This window comes from Seohaeicola sp. 4SK31 (genome assembly GCF_028802875.1).
Taxonomy (GTDB): Bacteria; Pseudomonadota; Alphaproteobacteria; order Rhodobacterales; family Rhodobacteraceae; genus Seohaeicola.
On record NZ_JARAMP010000009.1, the window covers coordinates 1 to 21,795 of the forward strand.

At 63.9% G+C, this 21,795-nt stretch carries 18 protein-coding genes, 1 tRNA gene and 1 pseudogene; 12 read left to right on the forward strand and 8 right to left on the reverse strand.

Annotated features, from left to right (window positions below; all coding sequences use genetic code 11):
* Positions 1-309, forward strand: a pseudogene (locus PVW27_RS09060) (fused MFS/spermidine synthase); the annotation flags it as partial.
* 23 nt (positions 310-332) lie between these two features.
* Here PVW27_RS09060 and PVW27_RS09065 read toward each other — a convergent pair.
* Positions 333-1,016 carry a FadR/GntR family transcriptional regulator gene (locus PVW27_RS09065; protein WP_274557035.1) on the reverse strand — a complete coding sequence of 228 codons (684 nt, stop codon included), beginning with the start codon at positions 1,014-1,016 and terminating at the stop codon, positions 333-335.
* Between the two features lie 79 nt (positions 1,017-1,095).
* Here PVW27_RS09065 and PVW27_RS09070 point away from each other — a divergent pair, with 79 nt between their 5' ends.
* Positions 1,096-1,848: a sulfite exporter TauE/SafE family protein gene (locus PVW27_RS09070; RefSeq protein WP_338019948.1), complete on the forward strand. Its 753-nt coding sequence runs from the start codon at positions 1,096-1,098 to the stop codon at positions 1,846-1,848.
* 256 nt (positions 1,849-2,104) lie between these two features.
* On the opposite strand, the gene PVW27_RS09080 is transcribed toward PVW27_RS09070, so the two are convergent.
* From PVW27_RS09080 to PVW27_RS09095, 4 genes are all read right to left on the reverse strand, one after another.
* Positions 2,105-2,179, reverse strand: a tRNA-Glu gene (locus PVW27_RS09080).
* Positions 2,180-2,322: 143 nt separating this feature from the next.
* Positions 2,323-4,068, reverse strand: a complete 1,746-nt coding sequence (gene recJ / locus PVW27_RS09085; protein ID WP_274557285.1) for a single-stranded-DNA-specific exonuclease RecJ — start codon at positions 4,066-4,068, stop codon at positions 2,323-2,325.
* A 103-nt stretch (positions 4,069-4,171) separates the two neighbouring features.
* Positions 4,172-5,458, reverse strand: coding sequence for a homoserine dehydrogenase (locus tag PVW27_RS09090; RefSeq protein ID WP_274557036.1), 1,287 nt, complete (start codon positions 5,456-5,458; stop codon positions 4,172-4,174).
* A 103-nt stretch (positions 5,459-5,561) separates the two neighbouring features.
* Positions 5,562-5,918: a hypothetical protein gene (locus PVW27_RS09095; RefSeq protein WP_274557037.1), complete on the reverse strand. Its 357-nt coding sequence runs from the start codon at positions 5,916-5,918 to the stop codon at positions 5,562-5,564.
* 126 nt (positions 5,919-6,044) lie between these two features.
* Between PVW27_RS09095 and PVW27_RS09100 the strand changes: the two genes are divergently transcribed.
* Together PVW27_RS09100 and PVW27_RS09105 are read left to right on the forward strand one after the other, a co-directional pair.
* Positions 6,045-6,632 carry a TetR/AcrR family transcriptional regulator gene (locus PVW27_RS09100; RefSeq protein WP_274557038.1) on the forward strand — a complete coding sequence of 196 codons (588 nt, stop codon included), beginning with the start codon at positions 6,045-6,047 and terminating at the stop codon, positions 6,630-6,632.
* A 92-nt stretch (positions 6,633-6,724) separates the two neighbouring features.
* Entirely contained in the window at positions 6,725-7,222 is a 498-nt protein-coding gene (locus PVW27_RS09105; protein ID WP_274557039.1) for a hypothetical protein, read from the forward strand.
* A 24-nt stretch (positions 7,223-7,246) separates the two neighbouring features.
* On the opposite strand, the gene PVW27_RS09110 is transcribed toward PVW27_RS09105, so the two are convergent.
* Genes PVW27_RS09110 through PVW27_RS09120 form a run of 3 tightly spaced genes read right to left on the reverse strand, consistent with a single transcriptional unit; the run spans position 7,247 to position 10,022 of the window.
* Positions 7,247-7,807 carry a TadE/TadG family type IV pilus assembly protein gene (locus tag PVW27_RS09110; protein WP_274557040.1) on the reverse strand — a complete coding sequence of 187 codons (561 nt, stop codon included), beginning with the start codon at positions 7,805-7,807 and terminating at the stop codon, positions 7,247-7,249.
* A complete protein-coding gene (locus PVW27_RS09115; protein ID WP_274557041.1) occupies positions 7,804-8,373 on the reverse strand; it encodes a TadE/TadG family type IV pilus assembly protein in 570 nt (189 codons plus the stop codon). Before PVW27_RS09115 ends, PVW27_RS09110 begins: the two co-directional genes overlap by 4 nt.
* Entirely contained in the window at positions 8,370-10,022 is a 1,653-nt protein-coding gene (locus PVW27_RS09120) for a TadE/TadG family type IV pilus assembly protein (protein WP_274557042.1), read from the reverse strand. The genes PVW27_RS09115 and PVW27_RS09120 overlap by 4 nt, the downstream gene beginning before the upstream one ends.
* Before the next feature lie 462 nt (positions 10,023-10,484).
* On the opposite strand from PVW27_RS09120, the gene PVW27_RS09125 reads away from it, so the two are divergent.
* The 8 genes from PVW27_RS09125 to rpoD all read left to right on the forward strand — a co-directional run bounded on the left by PVW27_RS09125 (position 10,485) and on the right by rpoD (position 21,735).
* A complete protein-coding gene (locus PVW27_RS09125; RefSeq protein ID WP_274557043.1) occupies positions 10,485-11,915 on the forward strand; it encodes a Glu/Leu/Phe/Val family dehydrogenase in 1,431 nt (476 codons plus the stop codon).
* 171 nt (positions 11,916-12,086) lie between these two features.
* On the forward strand, positions 12,087-13,340 hold the full coding sequence (locus tag PVW27_RS09130) for a sarcosine oxidase subunit beta family protein (protein ID WP_274557044.1): 1,254 nt from the start codon (positions 12,087-12,089) through the stop codon (positions 13,338-13,340).
* A 58-nt stretch (positions 13,341-13,398) separates the two neighbouring features.
* Positions 13,399-13,671 carry a sarcosine oxidase subunit delta gene (locus PVW27_RS09135; protein ID WP_274557045.1) on the forward strand — a complete coding sequence of 91 codons (273 nt, stop codon included), beginning with the start codon at positions 13,399-13,401 and terminating at the stop codon, positions 13,669-13,671.
* Positions 13,668-16,598 (forward strand): sarcosine oxidase subunit alpha family protein, encoded by a 2,931-nt coding sequence (locus PVW27_RS09140; protein ID WP_274557047.1) that lies wholly within the window; start codon positions 13,668-13,670, stop codon positions 16,596-16,598. Before PVW27_RS09135 ends, PVW27_RS09140 begins: the two co-directional genes overlap by 4 nt.
* Before the next feature lie 40 nt (positions 16,599-16,638).
* On the forward strand, positions 16,639-17,142 hold the full coding sequence (locus tag PVW27_RS09145) for a sarcosine oxidase subunit gamma (RefSeq protein ID WP_432762070.1): 504 nt from the start codon (positions 16,639-16,641) through the stop codon (positions 17,140-17,142).
* 39 nt (positions 17,143-17,181) lie between these two features.
* A complete protein-coding gene (locus PVW27_RS09150) occupies positions 17,182-17,517 on the forward strand; it encodes a hypothetical protein (RefSeq protein ID WP_274557050.1) in 336 nt (111 codons plus the stop codon).
* Between the two features lie 88 nt (positions 17,518-17,605).
* Complete coding sequence (dnaG, locus tag PVW27_RS09155) at positions 17,606-19,585, forward strand: DNA primase (RefSeq protein ID WP_274557052.1); 1,980 nt, start codon at positions 17,606-17,608, stop codon at positions 19,583-19,585.
* 158 nt (positions 19,586-19,743) lie between these two features.
* Positions 19,744-21,735: an RNA polymerase sigma factor RpoD gene (gene rpoD / locus PVW27_RS09160; RefSeq protein ID WP_274557053.1), complete on the forward strand. Its 1,992-nt coding sequence runs from the start codon at positions 19,744-19,746 to the stop codon at positions 21,733-21,735.
* Positions 21,736-21,795 lie beyond the last annotated feature (60 nt).

The window sequence follows — 21,795 nt, forward strand, 5'->3', positions numbered from 1 at the left end:
GCCCATCTGGCGACACGCGAAACCTATGCCCGGCTTGCCGCGATTGTGGATGGTCCGGTCTATGTCAACCTGATCGACCTGCCGGACGGTCGCCTTGTGCGCGGGGTCCATGCCATCTTGCGCGAGATCTATCCGCATGTAGAGGCTGTACAGGGCCCGGTCGAAGACGCAGGGCGCACCAATGTCGTGCTGGCCGCCTCCATGACACCGCTGGACAGGCTGGACCGTCTGCCCGACGACTACAAACCCGTCCGGATCGCGCAGGGCCGCGCCTTCACGGATGATCACGGCTGGGTCGGACATCGGTAGAAGGTGCAGGGAACAGTCCGTCCCTATGCCTCCGGGTCGGACATGTCGTTCCTGATTGTCTCAAGATGCTCTGTCATGCAGGCAGAAGCAGCCTCGGGATCACCGCGTGCGATCGCATCCACAATGCGTTGATGTTGATCACTGTGCAGCGTCTGAAACGCCAGAGTTCCGATGCGGCGATAGGTTCTTTCCCATTCCCGTTGCCATGCAGCTCGGCGGCGAACCCCCGAAAGATAGTTCAGAAACCCTGACAGTATTGGATTGCGCGAGATATGCGCCAACGCCCGGTGAAATGCGTCGTCAGCCTGTTCGCAGGCGGCGCGGTCGCGTGCCCTTCGACCGGCAGCAACTTTCTCACGCAGAAGAGCAACATCCTGGTCACAGGCCAGACGAGCGGCTTCGGCGGCGACCATTGGCTCCAGCAACATCCGCGCCTGCATGATGTCCGGCGGTGTTGCACCTTCGATGAGTAGTGTTTCACGGACAGGGAGATGGCGGGGCCGCACGCCTCGGAACGTACCTTGGCCGACATGCCGCCAAATCTTTCCATCCTTCTCCAGCGCGGCAAGACATGTCCTGAGGCCTTGCCGTGAACAACCCAGCCGCCCGGCAAGGATCCGTTCAGCTGGCAACCGCGCGCCGGGTGTCAGTTCGTCGAGTATCTCAACCAACTCGAGATAGATGTCTGCTGTGGATCGTCTTGGCATCACACCACCCTCAACAGACCAATTTGCAGACCAATCTATCAAAGTGCAAGGGGGGCGTAGACTGAAAGGATGATGGACCATGCTGACCGATCTGATTCTGCTCTGCCTTGCCGGCGCTGCGGCAGGGTTGCTCAACTCGGTTGCGGGCGGGGGCACGTTCCTCAGCCTGCCCGCCCTGATTTACGTGGGCGTGCCGCCGGTCGCTGCAAATGCGACGGCAACGCTCAGTGCGCTTCCCGGATACATGAGCAGCGCCTGGGGCTTCCGCGGCGACATGCGCGCAGAGGGTGCGCTGGGGTTCCGCATGATCTTTGGCCTTGCTGTCCTCGGCAGTATCATAGGAGCCCTTCTTCTGATCGTGACTCCGGGCGATACCTTCCTCTGGGTCGTGCCATGGCTTTTGATGTTTGCAACCGCACTCTTCGCGTTCGGCCCCGCCTTGCTCAGGATCCTGCGCGAACGCGGGATAGGTGTGGCTGGTCCGGTCACCTCTGGTGCTGCCATCCTCGCCGTGTCGGTCTATGGCGGCTATTTCAACGGCGGGCTTGGCATCATGCTGCTGGCAACCTTCGGCCTCTTGGGCCATCTCGACTTGCACGGCATGAACGGGCTCAAATGCGTGCTCTCGGCAGTTCTTTCGTTCATCTCCGCCGCTGCCTTTAGCTGGGCAGGATTGATCGCCTGGGAACAGGCGCTCGTCATGGCCGCAAGCGCAACCGCCGGCGGCTATGTCGGAGCACGCCTGACCCGAAGGATCGTACGCACCGACCTCTTGCGCGGTTTCATCACCCTGGTCGGAGCCGCGATGACGGTTGCCTTCTTTGTGATGTGACGCGTGGACCCAAAAATGTGCCACGTGGATCGGATCGCCACCCTTGCGGGAGGGGCGCGTCAGGCGGTTGTAACCCTGGTAGCCGTCGAGTTGCAGGATGCCGTCGAAGCCGCGCAGGATCCGCAAGCGTCACGAACCAATGAAGTGTCCCGCGCCACGGAAAGAAGGTAGTATAGACCCGATGTGGACCACGGCCCAGAAATCGTGGTCCAGATTATCGGGCAACACGATTTAAATAGTGGTTTTTTGGGAAAGTTGGCAGCCCGTAGGGGAGTCGAACCCCTCTTTTCAGGTTGAAAACCTGACGTCCTAACCGATAGACGAACGGGCCAAGCCTTGGCGTGAGGCGGCTTTTAGGCAAAGCGACTGGCGGGTGCAAGTAGAAATTTCCGCCACTTGTCAGATTCTTTGCAATCCCGTGATGGCGGTCTTTAAACCCGTGCCGGCCTTACGACGCGCGGGCGGTTCCGAGGGTCAGGGCCGGGCGGGCGCTGCATCCTCAAGGCGCAGTTGCACGCTTTGGCGTCCACCCCAGCGGTTGATCTCCAACCGCCCTGCCAAATGAAAGCGCGCGCCGCCATGCGCCTCCAGCGCGGGGCCGAGGGGGGTGTCATAGGCGCCGAACATGATCGCCTCCAGCCGGGCACCCAGACCGTCGCCAAAGCTCAGCTTCAGATGGCTCTCGCCCAGCCGCTTGGCGAAATGGATCACCACATCGGCAAAGGCAAAGCGCGGGGCAGGGGCACCGGCCCCGAAAGGTCCCGCCGCCTCGATCCGCTCGATCAACTCGACAGTGGCCGCACCCGGCATCAGCATGCCGTCCAGCCGCAGATCTGACGGCCCGCCTGACCCCGCCCCTTGCTTTGCCAACAACTCACCCAGCCGCGCCATCGCGGGTTCCAGCTGGTCACGCGCCACCGTCAGGCCTGCGGCCATCTTGTGCCCGCCGCCCTTGATCAGCAGACCCTCGGCCGCGACGCGCTGGATGGCCGCGCCCAGATCCACGCCCGACACCGATCGCCCCGATCCCTTGCCCTCGGCCCCGTCCAGTCCGATCACCACGGCGGGGCGACCCGTCGCCTCCTTCAGGCGCGCCGCCACGATGCCCACGACGCCGGGATGCCAGCCCTCACCCGCCGCCCAGACCAAAGGGCCGTCCAGCCCCCGTCCCTCGGCCTGTGCAAGGGCAGAGGCGCGCACCGCGGCCTCGATCTCGCGGCGCTCGGTGTTCAGTTGGTCCAGCTCGGCCGCCATCCGCTGCGCCTCGGCGGGGTTGTCACAGGCCAGCAATCGCGCCCCCAGATCGGCCTTGCCGATCCGCCCGCCGGCATTGACGCGCGGGCCCAGCAGGAACCCAAGGTGATAGGTCGAGGGTGGGCCATCCATCCGCGCCACATCGGCCAGCGCAACCAGACCGGGCCGCTCACGCCGCGCCATGACGCGCAGGCCCTGCCGCACCAGCGCGCGGTTCACGCCCACCAGCGGGGCCACATCCGCCACCGTGGCCAGTGCAACCAGATCCAGCAGCGCCATCAGGTCCGGCCCCTGCCGTCCGGCCACGCGCAGCTGCCGGTTCGCCTCGACCAGCATCAGGAACACCACTGCCGCCGCGCAAAGATGCGCGAGGTCCCCGCTCTCATCCTGCCGGTTCGGGTTCACCACAGCCAATGCGGGGGGAAGCGTCTCGCCGCCAAGGTGATGATCCAGCACCACCACATCCGCGCCCTGCGCCGCCGCGATGGGTCCATGAGACAGCGTGCCGCAATCGACGCAGAGGATCAGGTCATGATCACGGGCCAGCGCCGCCATGGCGGGCTCGTTCGGCCCATATCCCTCGTCGATGCGGTCAGGCACATAGAGCGTGGCGGGCAACCCCATCTGTCGTAGCCACAGGATCAGAAGTGCTGCCGAACTGCCGCCATCCACATCGTAATCGGCGAAAACCGCGATCCGCTGGCGCGCAGACACCGCTGCCACGAATCGCGCAGCCGCTTTTTCCATGTCGCGCAAGCTGCGTGGATCGGGCAGCAGGTCGCGCAACTGCGGCTCCAGAAACCCTGCCGCCTCGGCCGCCGTCACGCCGCGCCGCGCCAGCACCAGACAAAGCGCATCGGGCAGCCCTGTCTCCTGCGCGAGGGCCTCGGCCTGTCGCGCCACCTCGGTATCCGGCCCCACCCAGCGCCGCCCGGCCAGCGAATGATCCACGCCCAGAAAATGCATCACGGCGCGCCCATTTCATCTTGCCCGAAATACTCTCGGGGGAATCGTCGAACGCAGTTCGACGATGGGGGCGGACAGCCCCCCCTGATCAGGGCTTCAACCCTCACACCGTCTCGATCCTGAGGGCGACGGGCGCCTCGGTGACGACATCCGTCGTCGCGATCGCGGCCAAAGCCTCGTCCAGCGCGGTGCGGGTGGTCTTGTGCGTCACGATCAGCACGGGGGCCTTGTCGTCCACATGGTCATACTGGCGCATCCGGTGGATCGACACGCCCGCATTGCCAAGAATCGCCGCCACCTTGGCCAGAGCACCGGGTTTGTCGCGCAGGGTCATGCGCAGGTAATAAGGCGCAGGCAGAACCGATTGCGCGCGGGTGGCGCGGGTCAGGCTGGTGGCGGGCTGCCCAAAGACGGCCAAACGGAAGCCGCGCGCGATATCGCAGACATCCCCCATCACGGCGCTGGCCGTCGGGCCTTCACCCGCACCGGCACCCCGCAGCACGATCTGGCCCACGGCATCGCCCTCGATCACCACCATGTTGGTGCCGCCATCCAACTGCCCCAGCGGGCTGGCCGCAGGCACGAGGCAGGGCGACATGCGCTGTTCCAGTCCGCGCCCGGTCATCTGCGCCACACCCAGCAGCTTGATCTTGTAGCCCATGTCGGCGGCTTGCCGGATATCGTCCAGACTGACGCGCTGGATCCCTTCCAGCTCGATCCCGTCGAAATCCACCTGCGTGCCGAATGCGATCGAGGACAGGAGCGCCAGTTTGTGACCTGCGTCGATGCCGCCCACGTCCAGATTGGGATCGGCCTCAAGATAGCCCAGCTTGTGCGCCTCTTCGAACAGGGTGTTATAGCCTTGTCCGGTCGCCTCCATCCGGGTCAGGATATAGTTGCAGGTGCCGTTCATCACCCCCATCACGCGGGTGATGCGGTTGGCGGCCAGCCCCTCGGTCAGGGTCTTGATGACAGGGATGCCGCCTGCGACCGCCGCCTCGTAACGGATCACGCTGCCCGCGGCCTCTGCGGCCTCGGCCAGCGCCTGCCCGTGGATCGCCAGCATCGCCTTGTTGGCCGTAACCACGTCCTTGCCCGCCGCAATCGCCGCCTCTGTCGCGGCCTTGGCCGGGCCGTCCGATCCGCCCATCAACTCGACAAAAACATCCACATCACTGCGCGTCGCCAAGGCCACGGGATCGTCCTCCCAGGCGAAACCCTTGAGCGAGACGCCGCGATCCTTGTCGCGCGTCCGCGCCGAGATGGCCGAGATCTCGATCTTGCGCCCGGTCCGCGCGGCCAGAAGGTCGGCCTGCTGCTTGACGATCTTCACGACACCGATGCCGACGGTGCCCAGTCCGGCAATACCTAGGCGCAGGGGTTGGGTCATCGGGGCCTCCGTGGGTGGAATGAACTGCTGTGATCAGCCGCGATGTATCGGGTTCGGATCATCCTTGCAACGGCAGGGCGCGGCTTTTGCGACGCAGGCGCGTTCAGGGCTGCTCTGCGGTCACGCCGGTTTCCATCCGGTCGCGCGTCTCGGCATCGAACGTGGTGGCGCGCAGCGCCGTGGCCCGGCGCTCCAGCGCGGCCACCCGGTCCTCGAGGCTGGTCTGCGTGTCCGGCGCGATCACCTGTTCCTGCGTGCCGGCCAGCAGTTCCTCGGCCGGGACAAGCGCGGGATAGCCCTGTCCGGTATCCGCATCGGTCAGCCGGCCGGTCATGTCCGGAAAATCCGTGCAGCCCGCGAGTATCAGCATGCCCGCCAGTGCGACGCGCAGCAGCCCGCCCCCTTGGGCAAGGCGGGGTCCGCGCCGATGTGGCGGGCAGGGGATGGCGGGTGCAGACATGCGGGCAGGCCCTTCCAAAGGCTGTCCTGTCATGCAACAGCGCCGCAGGTTTCGCAAGGTGGGCGTTGCCGGGCGAGGCCGCACGGCAGGCTTTGATCTGAACGGATGTTCAGTTATGGGTATGTCATGGCACGCACCGCAGGGTCCCATTCCGACATCACCGGTCCGCGCGTCGCTCAGGCGGCGCTGCAACTTTTCGCACGGCATGGCTATGCGGCCGTGTCCATGCGCCAGATAGCGGCCGAGGTGGGCGTGCAGGCGGGCGCGCTTTACAACTACACGCCCGACAAACAAAGCCTTCTGTTCGATCTGATGCGCGGCCATATGGACGAACTGCTGGCGGCGCGCGCGGCCCTCCTGCAGCCGGATGGGCCATTGGCGCGGCTTGAGGATTTCACCCGCTTCCACATCCGTTTCCATCTGGAACGGCCCGACGCCGTCTTTGTGTCCTACATGGAGCTGCGCAATCTGACGCCCGCGAATTTCGCGGTGATCGAAGGGTTGCGCCGCCGCTATGAGGACGATCTGGAGGCCATCCTGCGTGCCGGGGTGGGGGCAGGTCTTTTCGATGTGACCGATACCAAGATCGCAACGCTGGCCGTGATCGCCATGCTGACGGGCGTCACCACATGGTATCGCGCCGAGGGACGGCTGAGCGTGGCACAGGTCGAGACGATCTATTGGGACATGGTGCGCAAGGCGGTCGCGGCCTGACTCTGGCCTGCCAAATGGCATTCCCCTCTCGCATCAGGGGCCGAACCGCGCTAGAGGATCGGCAGTCGGGCACCATCGGGATAGCAGCACAGATGCCACAGCAGAGCGAACCGGAAATTCTGGCCACAGTCTCGGCCTCGGCCCCACGGCGCATGATGGGAATCATCGTTCTGGCGGCCTTGGGCGGCCTGCTGATCTATGCCGGTCTTGCCCAGCCGCCCGCCTCTCTGGGCTGGCAGCTTTTTCTGCTGGCGGCAGGCGGGATCACCCTGTTTCTGACAGAACGGATGCGCCGGGCCAGCGTCATGACGCTGGAGCTGACGCGCGAGGGATTGCGCGACACCGAAGGCCGCGTGCTGGCGCGGCTGGACCAGATCGAGACCGTGAACCGGGGTGTCTTTGCCTTCAAGCCGTCAAACGGTTTTGTGCTGACCACCCGCGACGCGCAGGAGCGGCACTGGAACCCGGGCCTGTGGTGGCGTGTCGGCCGCCGCGTCGGGGTCGGCGGCGTGACGCCAGCCGCTCAAACCAAGTTCATGGCCGAGATGATCCAGACCCTTCTGGACGACCGCCGCAAGGATCAGGGCTGACGGATCAGCCCTGATCCAAAGCATTCAGACTGCGAATTTCACCTGCGGCGCGAAACGCGGACGGGTAAAGACGAAATTGTAAAGGTCCTGCCTCTCGATACCGACGTTGAACGGCGGCGAGTAATCCGACCATGTCTCGACCAGGATCAGCCGTTCGTTGTTGGGAACGGCGGGCAGCTTGTTCTGGATCGCCAGAATATCGGTATTTGTCAGGACAGGGACACCCCCGCGCTGATGGGACCAATCGCGATAGAAGCGTTTCTGCGCGGCATTGTAATAGACCACGGTCACACGCATCCGCGGGGGCGTGGCGGTCCGTGCCAGTTCGTCGAACAACAGCACCGCCCCGTCCAGATAGGCCGCGTTGATCGGATCCACCTCGCGCGAGATCATGTCACCGATGGTGAAGGCCGCTTTCACGTTCAGACTGTTCTGCCGATAGGCATCAAAGAACACCAGCATCGAGAGCATGGCCCAGAAGAGCATCGGGAACATGACGACCGCCTCGACGGTCAGGGAGCCCCGTATGTCGCGGGCAAAGTCGCGCAGGCAGGTCTGCAATCTGTGGATCAACAGGGGTGTCATATCGGCTCCTGCACGAAAGCGGTCGCGGTGACCATGGCGGTGTATCCCGTGTCGCTATTGGCCGCCAGGTCGCGGCCCAGTCCCGACAACGGAAAGATTGGCTCGAACATCGCGCAGATCCGCAGCAGCATCATCTCGTTTGCCATGCCGTTGGTGAAGGTGCGGACGGGCTGCACTTCCTCGGCATGGTTGACGCAGTCGTAATCGGCGGGTGGCGGCGTCCAGGCGCGCAGGTCCATGCGGATCATCTCGATCTTCACATTGTCCTCGCAATCGGGGATCACCGGCGCGCGTTCGCAGATCGCATCGCGGATCTCGGCATATTGCGGCGCATTGCCGGTGCCCAGACGGATGTCACGGACGGTCAGATCGACTGCGCGGTCCAGCATGGTGTGACGGATCGTGATGAAGCCCACTTCCACCGCCGACACCAGAAGAAAGATGAACATCGGGAACAGGATCACGAATTCGATCGTGGCGTTGCCATCCTCGCGGCCCATGCGGCGGCGCAGTTGCCGGAGGCGCCCGTGGCGGCGGGTGGCGTGATCAGAGAAAGACCGGATCATTGTGTCAGCCTCAATTTGCGGATCGAAGTGGCGATCGAGGAGAACGCGCTTCGGATCTCAAGACCGTCGACGTCGAAGGCATGGTTGGCCGAACTGGCGCAGCTGTTCAGCAGATTGCGGCCCGCCGTCGGCGCCTCGAAGGCCACGGTGTAGATGACGACGCCTTGCTCCTTGACCCGCGAACACAGGTTCAAAAGGCGGTTGTTCATCACCGACACCTCGTGCGGGCCGGAACCGATCACCGTACCTGTGCGGGTGCGCAGCAAGTCCATCCGGCTGGCCAACGTTCCGCCCAAGGGGCGCACGTATAGGTGATGCGCGACCCAGGCGACACGCGCCCGCTGCCAGACCTCTTCCCATGTCAGTTGCACCGCCGTGCCCATGTTGGTGGCGCTCGAAGCACCTTCGGGGCGGTTGTTCCAGCTGTTGTTGGACGGCCAATAGAACGGATTGCTGGCGCGGTCATGGCGGATCGACAGGCGGTTGTTGCTGGTGTTACGCCAGACCGGAGAGGGACCGGACCGGAACGGATCGTTTATGTATTCATTCGGCCAGTGTTCGCCGTCCGTCATCAGAACCAGAACCTTCAGAACCTCAGGGTCGTCATAGGCAAGGGGTCGTCCCGCGAAGGGGGCGATCACCACGCCTTCGTTCACCAGTTCGGTGACAACGCTGCGCGCACTCGGATCCAGCAGCGCCGATCCCCAACGCACGCCCGCGTCAATCGAGGTCGCGCCCACCGGCTGAAGGGCGGTGATGTGGTTCTTGAGGGCCGTCACGTTGTTGCTGTGAACACGGACGCGGTTCACCGGGTTAGGATCGCACCAGCGGTTCACAGTCGATGGCGTCATATTGGTCGTGCTGTAACTGCCGCTGGTATTCGAACTGTTATAGGTATCCGCGAACACGTGCTGCGGCATCGGCAGAATGGGCGACAGGGCCGCCGTGTTGTAGACGGACGACGGCAGGTCCACGCAATAGGTGTTCGTGTGCCTGTGCGTGATATTGTATTTGTCAATCAGGTCGGGGCCGATATTGACCTGTCCATTGTAGGGCACGATCGACAGGGATACCTTGTTGGCCGCGCTGTTGTCGAAGATCGCGTCGATGAACTCATGCCCGGCACTGCGCAGGTTGGTCATGCGGTTGTTGCTGCCCATCGAGCCCGAAATATCAAGGACCAGCGAGATTTCCACGTTGTCTACGCGTTCTTCCGCCGCACCAGAGGCGGGAGCGCTCATCGACTCGATGCCCAGCATGTGGACAAGCTGCGTGCTGACCGATTTGCGCGCGGTCGCACTGACCGAGCGGTAGCCCAACCCCTGGGTCACGGTCACACCGGTGACCGACCCCCCAAGCCCGGACTTGGTAAAGTAGTCGTTCACCACCATTGCGGGATCAAGGCTCTGGTCTATGTCCGCCGCGGCCAGAACGGCGCGGTCCAGAGTGCTTTGCAACTTGGCGCGTTCCATTTCGAAGCGCATCAGGTCCACGCCCAACGCGCCCAGAAAGAGTATGATCAGAAACATGAATACCGAAAAGACCACAAGGCTGCCATCCTCGGCCCGTTGAAAACGGCCAAGGCTCCAGCGCCCGCGAGGGGCGGCCGGACGAGAGGCTGGTGCCGCATGATGCACATAATGCATCATGGACGGCCGAATCTTCCAGGAAGTATCTGCCATCGGATGAACCACTAGACCTCGAATCAACCTGCCGAAGAATTAACGGGGCAGGGGTGCAGGAAATTCTGCTACTGGTAATAAATGCCCAAGGACTATGGCTGAAATTTGGCTGCTCTGCAAAAATTTCCGTTCATTTACATGATGTTGTGGAATTTATCCTTGGTTTTTCGGCGGATTGTTGCGCGCAGGGAAACAGGATGGCGGGGATCAGTCTTTCTTCTGTCCTTCATGTGCGGCCTGAAACTGGCCCCTCCGGCAGGCCCGCGTCCTGCTGGTCCCGGGCAGATCGGGCATCTGGCCTGTTCTGTTCGCCAAGGTTGATAAAAAGGTGCACAAAAACGAGGCAACTGGTAACCCTTGGTTCAGAGGTTGCAGCGATTGTGGCGCTGGCGGACCTCGGGGCCCCGCAGGACAGAGGGAGTGATGCGCATGACCGAACCCAAGGAAACCAGCTTCCGCGAAAGCGTCGATCTGATGTTCAACCGCGCCGTCGCGCTGATGGACCTGCCGCCGGGGTTGGAAGAAAAGATCCGCGTCTGCAACTCAACCTATACGGTCCGTTTCGGTGTTCGTCTGCGTGGACAAATTCACACATTTACCGGATATCGCTCGGTCCATTCCGAACATATGGAGCCGGTAAAAGGCGGCATCCGCTATGCGATGGGCGTCAATCAGGACGAGGTCGAGGCGCTGGCCGCCCTGATGACCTACAAATGCGCTCTGGTCGAGGCGCCTTTTGGCGGTTCCAAGGGCGGTCTCAGGATTGATCCGCGCGAATATGACGAGCATGAGCTGGAGCTGATCACCCGCCGCTTCGCCTATGAGTTGATCAAACGCGACCTGATCGACCCGGCCCAGAACGTGCCCGCCCCCGACATGGGCACCGGCGAGCGTGAGATGGCTTGGATTGCCGATCAATATGCCCGGATGAACACCACCGATATCAACGCCCGCGCCTGCGTGACCGGCAAGCCGCTGAACGCGGGCGGCATTGCCGGACGGGTCGAGGCGACGGGCAGGGGTGTGCAATACGCGCTGCGCGAATTCTTCCGCCACCCCGAGGATATGGCCGCCGCCGGCCTGACCGGCACGCTGGATGGCAAGCGGGTGATCGTGCAGGGCCTCGGCAATGTGGGCTATCACGCGGCCAGCTTCCTGCGGGACGAGGATGGGTGCAAGATCACTGGCATCATCGAGCGTGACGGTGCGCTGGTCGATGCGCGGGGTCTGGACGTGAACGCTGTCCGCGACTGGATCGCCAAGCATCAGGGCGTCAAGGGCTTTCCCGGTGCCGAATATGTCGAGAACGGCGCCCTCGTGCTGGAAGAGGATTGCGATATCCTGATCCCGGCCGCGCTGGAAGGCGTGATCCATCGCGGCAACGCGGACAGGATCAAGGCGCCTCTGATCATCGAAGCTGCCAATGGTCCGATCACGGCCGGGGCCGATGACATCCTGCGCGACAAGGGCACCGTCATCATCCCCGACATGTATGCCAATGCGGGCGGGGTCACGGTGTCATATTTCGAATGGGTCAAGAACCTCAGCCATATCCGCTTTGGCCGGATGCAGCGCCGCGCCGAGGAGGCGCGCACGCAGCTTCTGGTGGACGAATTGGAACGTCTGGACCGCTACCTTGGCGATGCCTGGGCCTTGCGTCCTGCGTTCAAGGAAAAATACCTGCGCGGCTCGGACGAGCTGGAACTGGTGCGCTCGGGCCTGGATGACACGATGCGGATTGCCTATCAGTCGATGCGCGAAGTCTGGCACGCGCGCGGCGACGTCAAGGACCTGCGCACGGCGGCCTATATCGTCTCCATCGGCAAGGTGGCCGCCAGCTACCGGGCCAAAGGCATCTGAAGCAGGTCGCCCCTTGTTGTCCGGACCGGACAAGGGGGCGACCACCCCGCAACCGCAACAGGCGCGCGATATGCGACGAACTCTGTCGCGAACGGGCAAGGCTTTTCCGATTGCCTGTTGAAAACTCCGCCCCGAACCGGTTCACTGACCGGAACAGAGGGGACAGGCAAGATGCGCTTTTCGGGCCTTCGGGTGCTGACAGAGGGTCTCACGGGCAACCGGGGCTGGGGGCCGCACTGGCGTGACCCCGCACCGAAATCCGACTATGACATCATCATCATCGGCGGGGGCGGGCACGGCCTGTCCACCGCCTATTATCTGGCGCGGGAACATGGGCTGACCAATATCGCCGTGCTGGAAAAGGGCTATATCGGCAGCGGCAATATCGGGCGCAACACCACCATCGTGCGCGCCAACTACTTCCTGCCTGGCAATTCCGAATTCTACAGCCATTCCCTGAAACTGTGGGAGGGGCTGGAGGCCGATCTGAACTACAACGTCATGCATTCGCAACGCGGCCTGATCAACCTGTTCCATTCCGACGGGCAGCGCGATGCCTTTGCCCGGCGCGGCAATGCGATGATCAATCAGGGCGATGATGCCGTGCTGCTGGATCGCGACGGCGTGCGCAAACACCTGCCCTATCTCGATTTCGACAATACCCGCTTTCCGATCTATGGCGGGTTGCTGCACCCGCGCGGCGGCACCGCGCGCCATGATGCGGTGGCCTGGGGCTATGCGCGCGGCGCCGACCAGCGCGGCGTCGACTTGATCCAGAATTGCGAAGTCACCGGCATCGACATCGAAAACGGCGTCGTCAAAGGTGTGCAGACAACGCGCGGTGCAATCCGCGCGAAGAAGGTTGGCATCGTCGTCGCAGGCCGCTCGGGTCAGGTCGCGGCCATGGCGGGCATGCGCCTGCCGATCGAAAGCCATGTCTTGCAGGCCTTCGTGACCGAAGGGCTGAAACCCGTGATCGACCATGTCATCAGCTTCGGGATGGGCCATTTCTACATCAGCCAGTCCGACAAGGGCGGCTTGGTCTTTGGTGGGGATCTGGACTTCTACGCCTCTTATGCCAGCCGGGGTAATCTGCCCATGGTTGAGCATGTGATGGAGGCGGGCATGACCCTGATGCCGATGATCGGCAAGGCAAAGGTGCTGCGTTCGTGGGGCGGGATCATGGACATGACGCCCGATGGCAGCCCGATCATCGACAAGACCCCTGTCGACGGCCTCTATCTCAACTGCGGCTGGTGCTATGGTGGGTTCAAGGCTGTTCCGGGGTCGGGCTTCTCCTTTGCCCATCTGATCGCGACCGACACGCATCACGCCCCCGCCGCACGCTTCCGGCTGGACCGCTTCCGCACAGGGCGCGGGCTTATGGACGAAGAAGGGACCGGGTCGCAGCACAATCTTCACTGAAGGTGCGCGCACCCACAACACCAGGACCGGGGCCAGACCCCGCAAGGACGGACGAAGAATGAGGATCACCTGCCCGATCTGCGGCGAAAGGGACCGGCGCGAATTCTATTACCAGGGCGACGCCATCGCCCTGCGCCGTCCCGACGCAGATGACACGCCCGAAGAATGGGACGCCTATCTGCATCTGCGCGACAACCCCGCCGGGGTGACCCGTGACCTGTGGTATCATGAAACCGGCTGCGGCGCGTGGCTGGTCGTGACCCGCAACACCGTCACCCATGAGGTGCTGGGCACAGCGCTCGCCTCCGATCATGGCACAGGTGCCGCATGAGGCTGGGCAAGGGCGGACAGATCGACCGGGGACAGCGGATCAGCTTTCGCTTTGACGGGCACCGTTACGAGGGCTGCGTGGGCGACACGCTCGCCTCGGCGCTGCTGGCCAATGACATCCGGCTGATGGGCCGGTCCTTCAAGTACCACCGTCCGCGCGGCGTGCTGACCGCCGGATCGGAAGAGCCGAACGCGCTGGTCACGCTGGGGCAGGGCGCCGCGCAAGAGCCGAACCTGCGCGCGACGACGCTGGAACTCCATTACGGGCTGGAGGCGCGGTCGCAGAACGCATGGCCCTCGCTCGACCTCGACCTTCTGGCGGTGAACGATCTTGCCGCACCCTTCCTGTCGGCAGGTTTCTATTACAAGACCTTCATGTGGCCGCGTGCCTTCTGGGAAAAGCTCTACGAGCCGCTGATCCGCCGCGCGGCTGGCCTTGGCGCGCTGTCGGGCCAGGCCAATACCGACCGCTACGCCCGCGCCTTTGCCCATTGCGATCTTCTGGTGATCGGGGCGGGGCCTGCGGGCCTGATGGCGGCGCTGACCGCCGCCCGTGCCGGGGCCGATGTGATCCTGTGTGATGAAGACACCCGCACCGGGGGCCGCCTGAACGCGGAAACGCTCTCGGTCGGCGACCAGCCCGGAGCCGACTGGGCCGCCGCCGTGACGGCGGACCTGGCCGCCATGCCCAATGTGCGGATCATGACCCGCACCACGGTGACAGGCGCATACGATCAGGGCACCTATGGTGCGCTGGAACGCGCAAGCCCCGCCGAGGCAGCGAGGCCGGGGGCTGCGAAGGAAACCTTCTGGAACATCGTGGCGCGTCGCGCCGTGCTGGCTGCAGGGGCGCTGGAACGCCCCATCGCCTTCCGCAACAATGACCGCCCCGGCGTGATGATGGCGGGGGCCGTGCGCGCCTATATCAACCGCTGGGCCGTCAGCCCCGGTCAGGCCGTGACGGTGTTCGGCAACAACGACAACGCCCACCGCACCGCCGCCGATCTCTTGGCCGCAGGCGTGCATGTCACCGCTCTGATCGACAACCGCCCGGAGGCCACCACGACGCTGGATATCCCCTTCTACAAAGGCGCGCAGGTCATTGAGGCGCATGGCCGCAAACGGCTGGAGGCGGTCAGCATCGCCACTACCTCGGGCATCGACAAGCTGCGCACCGATTGCCTTGCCATGTCGGGCGGCTGGAACCCGACGGTGCATCTGACCTGCCATATGAACGGTCGGCCCACCTGGAACGATACGCTTGCCAGCTTCACCCCTACACCCGGTGCCATTCCCGGTCTGGTCGCGGCGGGCGCTTGCAACGGCACCATGTCCACCCACGGCTGTCTGGCCGAGGGCGCGCGCGTCGCCGCCCAAACCCTTGCCGATCTGGGTTTGACAGCCGCCGAGGCCACGATCCCCGCGGCCGAGGATACGCCCTATCGCATCACGCCCCTCTGGACCGTGCCGGGCAAGGGGCGCGCTTGGCTGGATTTCCAGAACGACGTGACGGTCAAGGATGTGAAACAGGCGGCGCTGGAAAACTTCCGCTCGGTCGAGCACATGAAGCGCTATACCACCCAAGGCATGGCGACCGATCAGGGCAAGAATTCCAACGTCGCATCCTTGGCCGTGCTGGCCGACGCCACCGGGCGCGGCATCCCCGAGACAGGCACCACCACCTTCCGTCCACCTTACGCCCCCGTCACCATCGCCGCCATGGGCGCGGGCGGGCAGGGCGCGGGCTTCGCGCCGCAACGCTTCACCACCTCGCACCGCGCCAGCCTCGCCGCAGGTGCCCCGATGATCGAGGCAGGGCTCTGGTATCGCCCCAGCTATTTCCCCAAAGCGGGTGAGACGACATGGCGGCAAGCCTGCGACCGTGAAGTCATGATGGTGCGAAATGCCGTGGGCATCTGTGATGTCTCGACCCTTGGCAAGATCGACATCAAGGGGCCGGGCGCAGGCGCTTTGCTGGATTTCGTCTATACCAACATGTTCTCGACCCTGCCCGTGGGCCGCGTGCGTTACGGGTTGATGCTGCGCGAGGATGGGCATGTCATGGATGACGGCACCACCGCGCGGCTGGGCCCGGATCACTATGTGATGACCACCACCACCGCCGCCGCAGGGCAGGTGATGCGCCATCTGGATTTCGTGCACCAGGCCTTGCGCCCCGATCTGGATGTCAGCTTCTGTTCGGTCACCGAACATTGGGCCCAGTTCGCCGTGGCGGGGCCACAGTCGCGCGATCTGCTGAACAAGCTGCTCGACACGCCTATCGACAACGAGTCATTCCCCTTCATGGCCTGTGGCGACGTGGCGGTGCAGGGCGTCGCCGGGCGGTTGTTCCGCATCTCCTTCTCGGGCGAACATGCCTATGAGATCGCGGTGCCCGCCCGCTATGGCGAAAGCCTGTTCAAGCTTTTGGTCGGTCTGGCCGAAACCATGGGCGGCGGGGCCTACGGGCTTGAGGCGCTCAATGTGCTGCGGATTGAGAAGGGCTTCATCACCCATGCCGAAATCCACGGACGCACGACCGCCTTCGATATCGGACTGGAAAAGATGATGTCCCCGAAAAAGGATTTCATCGGCAAAGCCGCTGCCGCCCGGCCCGGTCTGGTCGATCCGGATCGCGAACAACTGGTGGGGCTGAAACCCGTGGGCGCGGTCAAGCAACTGACCGCAGGCGCGCATCTTTTTGACCGCGACGCCCCCGCCACGCGCGAGAATGATCAAGGTTATGTCACCTCGGTCGGCTTCTCGCCCACGCTGGAGTCCGTCCTCGGTCTGGCCTTCCTCAAGCAGGGCCGTTCCAGACAGGGCGAGGTGATCCGCATGGTCGATCACCTGCGCCAGATCGAAACACTGTGCGAGGTCTGCAATCCCGTATTCCTCGACCCCGAGGGAGGGCGCGCCCGTGGCTGATCCTGTCGTGACGCTTTCGGCAACCACCCCCTGTGCGGGGATGCTGCCCTTGACCATCGGCACCGTGACCGTGACCGAGGTTGATCCCGGCTACCTGACGGCGCTCGCCCCCGCAAAAGGGCTTGGCGCCGCACTCAAGACCGCGCATGGCCTTGACCTGCCCGGACCCGGACAGGCGACCGGCAGTGACACTGCCCGCGCGATCTGGTTCGGGCGCGCGCATGTGCTGCTGATGGGGCCAGCCCCCGATCCGGCATTGGCGGAACATGCGGCCCTGACCGATATCAGCGACGGCTGGGCGGTAGTGCGGCTGGACGGGGCCGGTGCCACGCAGGTTCTGGCGCGTCTCACCCCCATCGACCTGCGCGCCCATGTGTTCCAGCCCGGCCACACGGCGCGCACCGAACTGTTCCACATGCAGTCCTCGATCACGCGGCTGGGCGATGAGGCGTTTCTCATCATGGTGTTCCGCTCCATGGCGCAGACGCTGGTGCATGACCTCAAGACAGCGATGGAGGGGGTTGCGGCCCGCGCCGGGGACTGACATTTTAGAGCAGGTATTGTCACCCCAAGGTTGTCCAACATGATGCGCCCCGCCCTGATGCGTCCCTTTGCCCTGATCACCGCCAGCCTGCTGGTCGTGACCGGCACCGTCGCGATTGCCGAAACCGATGCCGAGCGTGCGGCCCGTTGTGCCGGTCAGGCGCAGATCGTGGCGCAGGCCGTGGACCTGCGCGCCGGTGGCACTGACGAGGCGGGGACAACGTCCCGGCTCGAAGCCAGCGACAGCGGGATCGACCCGAAATACGCGCCCTCCGTCTCGGTGCTTGTAGGCTGGATCTACACGCTGCCGCCCGAGCAGATGACGGCCGAGGTCGCGACCGCGTTCGAGACGCAGTGCCTCGGCTACAAGCCCTGATCCGCGTCCGGCGTTCCTTTCGGTTTTCCACAGTTCATCGCGCGTCCGGCCATAGCAAAGCCGGGATGCAGCCCCTATAGTCACGGGCATGAGTCTGCCACCCGGTTTCCTTGATGAATTGCGCACCCGCATCAGCCTGTCTCAGGTGGTGGGGCGCAAGGTCATGTGGGACATGCGCAAGTCCAATCAGGGCAAGGGCGACATGTGGGCACCTTGCCCCTTCCATCAGGAAAAAAGCGCGTCTTTCCATGTGGATGACCGCAAAGGCTATTACTATTGCTTCGGCTGCCACGCCAAGGGCGACGCGCTCTCCTTCGTGCGCGAGACGGAAAACGTGGGCTTCATGGAAGCGGTCGAGATTCTGGCCCGCGAAGCCGGGATGCAAATGCCCGCCCGCGACCCGCAGGCCCAGCAAAAGGCCGACCGCCGCACCCAGCTTGTCGAGGTGATGGAACAGGCGGCGCAGTTCTTCGCCCTGCAACTGCGGACAGGGGCCGCGGGACCGGCGCGCGATTACCTTGCCAAACGCGGTTTGAAAGCCGACGCGCTGGAACGGTTCGGGATCGGGTTTGCCCCCGATGGCTGGCAGGGTCTGTGGGATCACCTGACCGCCAAGAACGTGCCTGAGGATCTGATCCTTGCCGCGGGCCTTGCCAAACCCTCGAACACCGGCAAACGGCCCTATGACGTATTCCGCAACCGCATCATGTTCCCCATTCGCGACGCGCGCGGGCGCTGCATCGCTTTTGGCGGTCGCGCGATGGACCCCAATGACAATGCGAAATACCTGAACTCGCCGGATACGGAGCTTTTCGACAAGGGCCGCAACCTCTATAACTTCGCCGCCGCGCGCGAGGCGGCGGGCAAGGGCAAACCGCTGATCGTGGCCGAAGGCTATATGGACGTGATCGCCCTGTCCGAAGCCGGATTCACCGCCGCCGTGGCCCCTCTGGGTACCGCCGTCACCGATACCCAGCTTCAACTGATGTGGCGCATTGCGCCAGAACCGATCATTGCGCTGGACGGCGATTCCGCAGGCATCCGCGCCGCGCTGCGGGTGATCGACCTTGCCCTGCCGCTGCTTGAGGCGGGCCAATCCCTGCGCTTTGCCGTCATGCCCGAAGGCAAGGACCCCGACGATCTGATCCGCGCCAGCGGGGCAGGGGCGATGCAGGCGCTGCTGGATCAGGCGGTGCCAATGGTCGATCTGCTCTGGCGGCGTGAAACCGAAGGACAGGTCTTCGACAGCCCCGAACGCCGCGCCACGCTCGACAAGGCGCTGCGCGAAAAGATCAAGCTGATCAAGGACCCCTCGATCCGCGCCCATTATGGCGAGGCGCTCAAGGAAATGCGCTGGGAACTGTTCGGCACCCGCCGCCGCGCCAATACCGCAGCCCGCGCCGCCCGTCCCGCATGGACGCCCGGCAGCCCGCGCTGGCAACCCGCCCCCGTGCCGCAGAGCAGCACCAAATCCTCGCTGCTGGCGCAGGCCGGGGACGGGGTCGAGGATCATCTGCGCGAGGCGGTGATCTTCGCCACGCTCATCACCACCCCCGCCGTGATCGAGGAATTCGAGGGCCAGATCGAACAGATGGACTGTCAGGGCGCAGGCCATGCCGCCCTGCGCGATGCGCTCTTGCGCACGGCGATGTCCCATGGGCACGATCCCGATGCGCTGCGCGCTTCTCTGGAGCAGGAAGTTGGCGCGCAGCTTCTTGAAAGCCTCTTCGCGCTTCCCCATGTCCGTATCGTGCCCCCCGTGCGCCAGCCCGGCAATACCGAGATGGCCCGCATGACGGTGGCCGAGGAACTGGCCAAGCTGACCTGTCAGCGCGGCCTCATCTCGGAAATCGCCGAGGCGGAGGAAGATCTTGAGGGGCTTGCCGACGAGGCGGTGACATGGCGGCTCAGTCAGGCCGCCGAGGCCCGCAACCGCGCCCTGCGCAGCCAGCAGCAGGACCGCACCGAATACGATACCGGCCCCAACGGGGCACGAATCAACCGCGATGAACGCAGCGCACTTGATGCACTGATGGACAAGATTACCTTCACCAAACGGGGCAGATAGTGGTTTTAAGAGCGAATTGGTAAATAAATGAGGGTAAACGGTTTGCGAATCACTGCGAATCAAGGTTGATTCGGATAGCGAATCAGACGGCCGTCACGCACCACCCCATGTGCCGCAGATCGACCGCGACAGACCGCCCGCCAATGCAGGAGCATTTCATGGCCGCAAAAGACACCGACGACACGCCGCAGGACGATCAGGACACCGAAGTCTCCCTCGACATGAGCCAGGCCGCGGTCAAGAAGATGATCGCCGAAGCGCGCGACCGGGGTTACATCACCTATGATCAGCTGAATCAGGTTCTCCCGCCTGATCAGGTCTCGTCCGAGCAGATCGAGGATGTGATGTCGATGCTGTCCGAAATGGGCATCAACATCATCGAGGATGATGAGGTCGATGACGAGGAGGCCAAGTCCACCGCCGTCGTCGATATCTCCTCGAACCGCGATCTCGCGCTGGCCTCGGGCACGTCGGAAAAGCTGGACCGCACCGATGATCCGGTCCGCATGTATCTGCGCGAAATGGGCAGCGTCGAGTTGCTGTCCCGCGAGGGCGAGATTGCCATCGCCAAGCGGATCGAGGCTGGCCGCAACACGATGATCGCCGGGCTGTGCGAAAGCCCGCTGACCTTTCAGGCCATCACGATCTGGCGTGACGAACTTTTGTCCGAAGACATCCTGCTGCGCGATGTGATCGACCTTGAAGCCACCTTCGGCACGCAACTGGGCGAAGACGGCGATCTGGGCGACGGCCCCGTGGCCGCCCCCGCCAATGTCAGCCGCGCGCCCCGCCCCGCCATCGGCGAGGATGAGCAGGAACTGGACGCCGACGGCAATCCGATCAGCCGCGAGGATGACGAGGACGAGGATGAGCAGGCCAACATGAGCCTTGCCGCCATGGAAGCCGCGCTAAAGCCGCGCGTGCTGGAGACGCTGGACCGGATCGCGGATGACTACGCTCGCCTGTCGGAAATGCAGGACAGCCGCATCTCGGCCACGCTGAACGAGGATTCCAGCTTCTCGGCGGATGACGAGGGCACCTATCAGACGCTGCGCGCGGAAATCGTGCTTCTGGTGAACGAACTGCACCTGCACAACAACCGCATCGAGGCGCTGATCGACCAGCTTTACGGCATCAACCGCCGTGTGATGCAGATCGACTCGGCCTTGGTGAAACTGGCCGATCAGGCGCGGATCAACCGGCGCGAATTCGTCGATGAATATCGCGGCTACGAGCTGGACCCGAACTGGCTGGACCGCATGGCCCAGAAACCGGGCCGGGGTTGGCAGGCGCTAATCGAACGCTCCGCCGACAAGGTCGAGGAACTGCGCGCCGACATGGCGCAGGTCGGCCAGTATGTCGGCCTCGACATCAGCGAATTCCGCCGCATCGTGAACCAGGTCCAGAAGGGCGAGAAAGAAGCCCGTCAGGCCAAGAAGGAAATGGTCGAGGCAAACCTGCGCCTCGTAATCTCGATCGCCAAGAAATACACCAACCGAGGGCTGCAATTCCTTGATCTCATTCAGGAAGGCAATATCGGCCTGATGAAGGCGGTCGATAAGTTCGAATATCGTCGCGGCTACAAATTCTCGACCTATGCCACATGGTGGATCCGGCAGGCCATCACCCGCTCCATCGCGGATCAGGCGCGCACCATCCGTATCCCGGTGCACATGATCGAAACGATCAACAAACTGGTCCGCACGGGCCGGCAGATGCTGCACGAGATCGGCCGCGAACCCACGCCGGAAGAACTGGCCGAAAAGCTGCAGATGCCGCTGGAAAAGGTCCGCAAGGTGATGAAGATCGCCAAGGAACCGATCTCTCTCGAAACCCCCATCGGGGACGAGGAAGACAGCCAGCTTGGCGATTTCATCGAGGACAAGAATGCCGTGCTGCCGCTCGACAGCGCCATTCAGGAAAACCTCAAGGAAACCACGACCCGCGTGCTTGCCAGCCTCACCCCGCGCGAGGAACGCGTGCTGCGCATGCGCTTCGGCATCGGCATGAACACCGACCACACGCTTGAGGAAGTGGGCCAGCAGTTCAGCGTGACCCGCGAACGGATCCGCCAGATCGAGGCCAAGGCCCTGCGCAAGCTGAAGCACCCCAGCCGCTCGCGCAAACTGCGCAGCTTCCTCGACGGTTGAGACAGGCGTGATCGCAACGTGCAAGGGGCGGCGGATCATCTGCCGCCCTTTTTGCATGAT

Coding starts and splice junctions, on each gene's coding strand:
- PVW27_RS09115 (WP_274557041.1), bottom strand. CDS start 8,373: ATGATCCGGTCTTTCTCTGATCACGCCACCCGCCGCCACGGGCGCCTC.
- PVW27_RS09130 (WP_274557044.1), top strand. CDS start 12,087: ATGCGCTTTTCGGGCCTTCGGGTGCTGACAGAGGGTCTCACGGGCAAC.
- PVW27_RS09125 (WP_274557043.1), top strand. CDS start 10,485: ATGACCGAACCCAAGGAAACCAGCTTCCGCGAAAGCGTCGATCTGATG.
- PVW27_RS09110 (WP_274557040.1), bottom strand. CDS start 7,807: ATGACACCCCTGTTGATCCACAGATTGCAGACCTGCCTGCGCGACTTT.
- PVW27_RS09065 (WP_274557035.1), bottom strand. CDS start 1,016: ATGCCAAGACGATCCACAGCAGACATCTATCTCGAGTTGGTTGAGATA.
- recJ (WP_274557285.1), bottom strand. CDS start 4,068: ATGCATTTTCTGGGCGTGGATCATTCGCTGGCCGGGCGGCGCTGGGTG.
- PVW27_RS09105 (WP_274557039.1), top strand. CDS start 6,725: ATGCCACAGCAGAGCGAACCGGAAATTCTGGCCACAGTCTCGGCCTCG.
- PVW27_RS09140 (WP_274557047.1), top strand. CDS start 13,668: ATGAGGCTGGGCAAGGGCGGACAGATCGACCGGGGACAGCGGATCAGC.
- PVW27_RS09100 (WP_274557038.1), top strand. CDS start 6,045: ATGGCACGCACCGCAGGGTCCCATTCCGACATCACCGGTCCGCGCGTC.
- PVW27_RS09135 (WP_274557045.1), top strand. CDS start 13,399: ATGAGGATCACCTGCCCGATCTGCGGCGAAAGGGACCGGCGCGAATTC.
- PVW27_RS09095 (WP_274557037.1), bottom strand. CDS start 5,918: ATGTCTGCACCCGCCATCCCCTGCCCGCCACATCGGCGCGGACCCCGC.
- PVW27_RS09090 (WP_274557036.1), bottom strand. CDS start 5,458: ATGACCCAACCCCTGCGCCTAGGTATTGCCGGACTGGGCACCGTCGGC.
- PVW27_RS09150 (WP_274557050.1), top strand. CDS start 17,182: ATGATGCGCCCCGCCCTGATGCGTCCCTTTGCCCTGATCACCGCCAGC.
- PVW27_RS09070 (WP_338019948.1), top strand. CDS start 1,096: ATGCTGACCGATCTGATTCTGCTCTGCCTTGCCGGCGCTGCGGCAGGG.
- rpoD (WP_274557053.1), top strand. CDS start 19,744: ATGGCCGCAAAAGACACCGACGACACGCCGCAGGACGATCAGGACACC.
- PVW27_RS09120 (WP_274557042.1), bottom strand. CDS start 10,022: ATGATGCATTATGTGCATCATGCGGCACCAGCCTCTCGTCCGGCCGCC.
- PVW27_RS09145 (WP_432762070.1), top strand. CDS start 16,639: ATGCTGCCCTTGACCATCGGCACCGTGACCGTGACCGAGGTTGATCCC.
- dnaG (WP_274557052.1), top strand. CDS start 17,606: ATGAGTCTGCCACCCGGTTTCCTTGATGAATTGCGCACCCGCATCAGC.